General features: G+C 57.1%; 3 protein-coding genes. 1 reads left to right on the top strand and 2 read right to left on the bottom strand.

The features are described 5' to 3' along the window. The first annotated feature begins 514 nt into the window (after positions 1-514). A complete protein-coding gene (locus VGE80_RS08615) occupies positions 515-1,132 on the top strand; it encodes a PEP-CTERM sorting domain-containing protein (RefSeq protein ID WP_440592366.1) in 618 nt (205 codons plus the stop codon). Between the two features lie 300 nt (positions 1,133-1,432). Here the strand turns inward: VGE80_RS08615 and VGE80_RS08610 are convergent, their stop codons facing one another. Together VGE80_RS08610 and VGE80_RS08605 are read right to left on the bottom strand one after the other, a co-directional pair. Then, positions 1,433-2,731: a DUF1501 domain-containing protein gene (locus tag VGE80_RS08610; RefSeq protein WP_440592365.1), complete on the bottom strand. Its 1,299-nt coding sequence runs from the start codon at positions 2,729-2,731 to the stop codon at positions 1,433-1,435. Between the two features lie 157 nt (positions 2,732-2,888). After that, positions 2,889-4,625: DUF1553 domain-containing protein (locus VGE80_RS08605; protein ID WP_440592364.1), on the bottom strand; the 1,737-nt coding region annotated here is incomplete at its 5' end.

The following is a 4,625-nucleotide window of genomic DNA, read 5'->3' as shown; positions in this document are numbered from 1 at the left end:
CCAACTCAGTACAACTCGACTCAAGTCTGGACGCAAGTCGCTCGGCGTACTCAGCGAGGGCCAACCGATCCTCTCCCTTCAGTCGTCCCCAGCAATCCATCAAACGCCACAACTCTGCATCGAGTGCATACAGGGACGCATGCAACTCAACCCAATTCTCGGAATTCTGCATAGCATCCCGCAAAGTTTGGAATCCAGTATCGCCCATTCTCTTTTCATTCTTCGTTATCGCACGTGCAGCGTGAATCGCTGCTTTCGCGATGTCCGGAAATCATTGTTTCCGGCTCTCTCAATGGCACCCGGTTGAACTGCGATGATCGACGTGCGTCCCGGTCGTGACGATCTTGCGGATTCGTACCGCAGTCGGAATCTGAGTCCTGCGAATTGCGCCTATTGCCACTGTTTTCAAGGCGTCGACACTGGTAGTTTGGGAGAAATAAGACACATAGCACAACCGTTCTGTGGAAGTTCCGGGTTCGATTCGCCTTGCTGAAACGAGAAGGATACGGTCGAGATGAAGCATCTGATTTGCGTGCTGGGGTTTGCGGTCGCACTCTTCAGTGGCCCCCTGCAGGCCGGATTTCTGCAACTCAAGTACGAAGGTGTGCTGGCGGAAGGAAGCGTCGACCCGTTCAACAACGATCTGGCGGGATCCGCATTTGAAGTTACCGCCGTCTTCGATGACTGGGCTTATGCCTGGAACGTCGGCGGCGGGGTCTATCTGCCTTACCGCATTACTGCCACGATCAATGGAGTCACTTACACAGAGCTGGATCCATTCTACTTCGACGTCGTCTTCACCGATCCGACAGCCGAGGTAACAGAAGAACCCGTCTACGTTGCCATGCTCTATGGTGATTATGCCTTCGCGCCGATGTACACCACGGCGACTCCTGACATTTTTGGGGATGCTGTCACTCCCACCCAATTTTCGGGCTACGTGGGCAGTATCGAAACTACCCTGGAACTGCTCACGATCGACGGCTTCATGACTCTGATCTACGACGATCTGGTCGGAGTCACCACGACGGTCACCCCCGTTCCTGAACCGTCAACAGCAGCCCTCGTGGGACTGGGCGGACTCGGGTGTTACCTCGCAGCACGACGACGGCGCGCTTCCAACGCTGCTTGAAAAACCAGAGCGCCCTCGACTGATTCGTCAGGAAAACCGCCTCACCTTGCCTTGGGGTTTCGCTCTCATTCGCGCGGGCCAACGCCGACCCCTTCGGCAACGGACCGAGAAATCATTCCGCACAGAACTCACGGGGCTCCGCGCGCTGTTAGCTATCGCAATAACGCGCACCACTTTACACGTCGCCCGGGTCTTCCAGAGCTCTGACTCTGGTAGCATGCGAGTGCAACTTGTGGGGAATCACAGGGAAAACCCGCCGCAATCCGGCGGGTCCCCCTGCTGCGGCGAAACCCAAGCAACTCACCCGAACAGCTTGGAAACGGGTTTTCCTCCATCGACGATCTTCAGCGGTCGCCCGATCGGACTCATGTTCTCTTTTGCCGGGTTCACTTCCAGTGCCGTACAGATTGTCTGGAAGAGATCAGGAACGGTGACTGGATCGCTGGCGACTCCGATTCCGTTTGCGGCGGACTCCCCGATGACCTGCCCCCCCTTGATTCCGCCCCCGGCCAGCAGAGCGTTGAAGTTGCGTGGCCAGTGATCCCGTCCTGTTCGCGGATTAATTTTCGGTGTACGCCCAAACTCACCCGTCCACATCACGAGCGTCGAATCCAGCAGGCCACGCTCTTTGAGATCCGAAATCAACGCGGCCAAGGCAGGATCGCATTTACCTGCCAGACTCTTCACTCCGGAAAAGACTTCCTGGTGCGTATCCCAGCCCCCCAGGCGCACTTCGACAAACGTGACTCCCGCTTCAATCAGACGACGAGCCAGTAAGCAGCCTTTGCCAAATTCAGAATCCCCATAGCGTTCTTTTGTTTCCGCCGATTCCTGGCTGAGATCGAACGTGGTGGTGAGAGGTGACAGGACCAACTTGGCGGATTTGTCGTACACACGCCGGTGATTGCTGACAACCGTTTCTCCCCCCCGTGCCGCAAACTCCCCTTCCAGTCGATCGAGCAGACCTTGCCGCCGAGTGAACCGCTTCTCACCGATGATCGGGGAAATATTGTCCGGCACGACACCGATGCTGCGACCGACCACCTGGAAGGGTTCATAGTCCACGCCGAGAAATCCGGCTCCTGTACCATAAGTTCCCCGGTCTCCGATCGTCACGACGGCAGGGAGTTCGCGGTCCTTCGGCGCCAGTTCCTGAGCAATGCAGGCCCCCAGCGAAGGGTGCTTCACCGAACCGGACGGGATGTACCCGGTGTGCATCTGGTACGAGGCTCGTTGATGTTCTCCCTCTTTGTTCGTCATCGAACGGATGATGGCGATGTCCTGCATCTGTTGTGCAGTCCGTTCCCACCCTTCTGCGATTTGAATTCCCGAGACAGTCGTACTGATCGCGGTGGTCGGCCCTCCATTCTCGGTTCCGGGTTTGGGATCAAACGTCTCCAACTGGGACGGCCCACCCTGCATGAACAGCAGGATCATCGCTTTTCCCTGCTTACGCAGTTCGTCCGCGCGCAGCGACATGACGTCGCGAAAATTGATCCCCGTCGCAGCCGCAACCGCTGAGGCACCGTAAAGAAAACTTCTGCGAGAAACCGTCTGGCGGTCGAGTGATACACGTTCATGCCAGGTCAACTGATCCATCATCATTCTCCGAACGAATGTAAATTTCGTGATACTCTATGAGGCTCGATCTCACGTGAATTTCTGCTCTGTCAGTCATGGCACCGGCCGTGACTGCTGCTTCAGCGGGCCGTGACAGAGAGGAAGTGGCATCTGCCGATCCGCCACTTCCTGAGGGTTACCGCCGCGAAATGAATTCGCTTGAGTTCAGCAGACTCCACATCAGGTCTTCGAACGCTTCGGGACGCGCCTTCACGTCTGCGATGTACTGCGTGCAGATGCGAAGTTCTTCCTCTGACGGTTCCCGCGACAGCGTCACCAGGTAAAGTTCTTTCAGTGCGGCCGTGTTATCCCGATGTTCTTTGAGGATCTTCGCTAACCGGGTTCCCCCCTTGGCCGACATTCCCGCGCGGAACACACGTGAGTTCATCATCATCAGAGACTGAGGAATCGTCCCGGTCACATCCTCTTTCGGTACTGACGGGTCAGAACCAAACAGAGCATCGAACTGAAAACGGGGAGACTGTGCATAGCTGCGAGGTTTGTCTTTTGCCGCTTTGGCGCTTCTTCCACCCATCTCGTCGTCGGTCAGGCTGAATACCTGCGCCAGCGAATTAAAGATGATGTCAGAACGGAGCGGAACCGGAGTTGCGGAGGCAAACGGAAGCTCAGTCTCGGAGACCGATTTGGACCTGATCTTCCGCTGGTAAGTTGCCGTGTTCGCGATGGTCCGGACCAGCCACTTGGGATCGTAGTCATTCTTCACGAAGTTGACGCACAGCAGATCCAACACCTCCGGGTAACGGGGCGTTCGAGCCGGCCCCAGGTCGTCGATCGGCATGTAGAAGCCCTCGCCCAGCATCTCGGCCCAGACGCGGTTGACGATCGCTCTCGCAAACCAGGGATTGTTGGGTGAAACAAACGCTTCCGCGACCGCCTTGCGTCGCTCTTCGTCAGTCTGGCCGTGCGGTAAACTCGAACCATCAATGAAGAACTTGGGATCGATCAGTTCCCCTTCGGATTCGGGATTCAGCAGGTTCGACATATGGTGTTCGGTCGCCCCACGCCGCTTGTTCTGCGGCGGTTGAGAGGCCTTGATCTCGTCGATCGTCAGGTCTCCGTCCTTGTTCGTATCTCCCACCTCGAAGAGGCGGTCAATCTGCTTGGCATTGAGCTTCGGAGCCGCCAGCCCCGCCTTCTTCATCGCCCCCGCGTCCATTTTGTCCTGGGCCATCTGGTCCCGGGCCATTGCAGCGTTCGCCATCTGGGCGGCTTTCTTCTTCGCTCCCTTGCGTTTCTCTTTCGGAGCAGCTTCCATCGACTCACTCTGCATCGATTCCGCATCCATCTCCACGCCCGAATCGGCTTTCAGTTCGGCCGCGCGCGCCTGCAAAGCGGCAGCCAGCTTCTTGCTGACACGTTTAGGACCTTTCTCAAGCTCCTCTCGCGAAAGCTTGTCATCGTTGTTGCGGTCGAACTGACGCACGAACAGATCCGGGTAATCGCGTATCAGTTCCGCTCGACGGTTCTCTGTATTGACCGAAGCAATCTCAAACTCGGGCTTCCCTTTCGTCACGCGTCGCTCGGCGATTCGAGGAAAGTAGGCGGCGAGCTGATGGAACTGCTCGCGCTTCCAGATGTCCGTCGGATGGTCGTGACAATTGGCACACTGGAGCTGGATTCCCAGAAAGACGCGACAGGCTTCCGCCGCGACGTCTTCCGTGTGTGCTCCCTGCGCGAAGATTAATGCCGTTTCCGGATGCTCCAGCACATTCCCCTTCGCGGTCAGCATCGAGGTGACGGTGGCATTCCACCCGACGCTATTGTTCCACTGTGCGGCCATCCAGGTCGTGAATTCTTCCTGATTCAGTCGAGACCGCTGTTCGGTGGCACGAAAATAGATCACATCCCGCCA

Source organism: Schlesneria sp., from assembly GCF_036405755.1.
GTDB lineage: Bacteria > Planctomycetota > Planctomycetia > Planctomycetales > Planctomycetaceae > Schlesneria > Schlesneria sphaerica.
The sequence above is the reverse complement of the archived record's forward strand: the minus strand, read 5'-3'. Positions and strand labels throughout refer to the sequence as shown.

Coding starts and splice junctions, on each gene's coding strand:
- VGE80_RS08615 (WP_440592366.1), top strand. CDS start 515: ATGAAGCATCTGATTTGCGTGCTGGGGTTTGCGGTCGCACTCTTCAGT.
- VGE80_RS08610 (WP_440592365.1), bottom strand. CDS start 2,731: ATGGATCAGTTGACCTGGCATGAACGTGTATCACTCGACCGCCAGACG.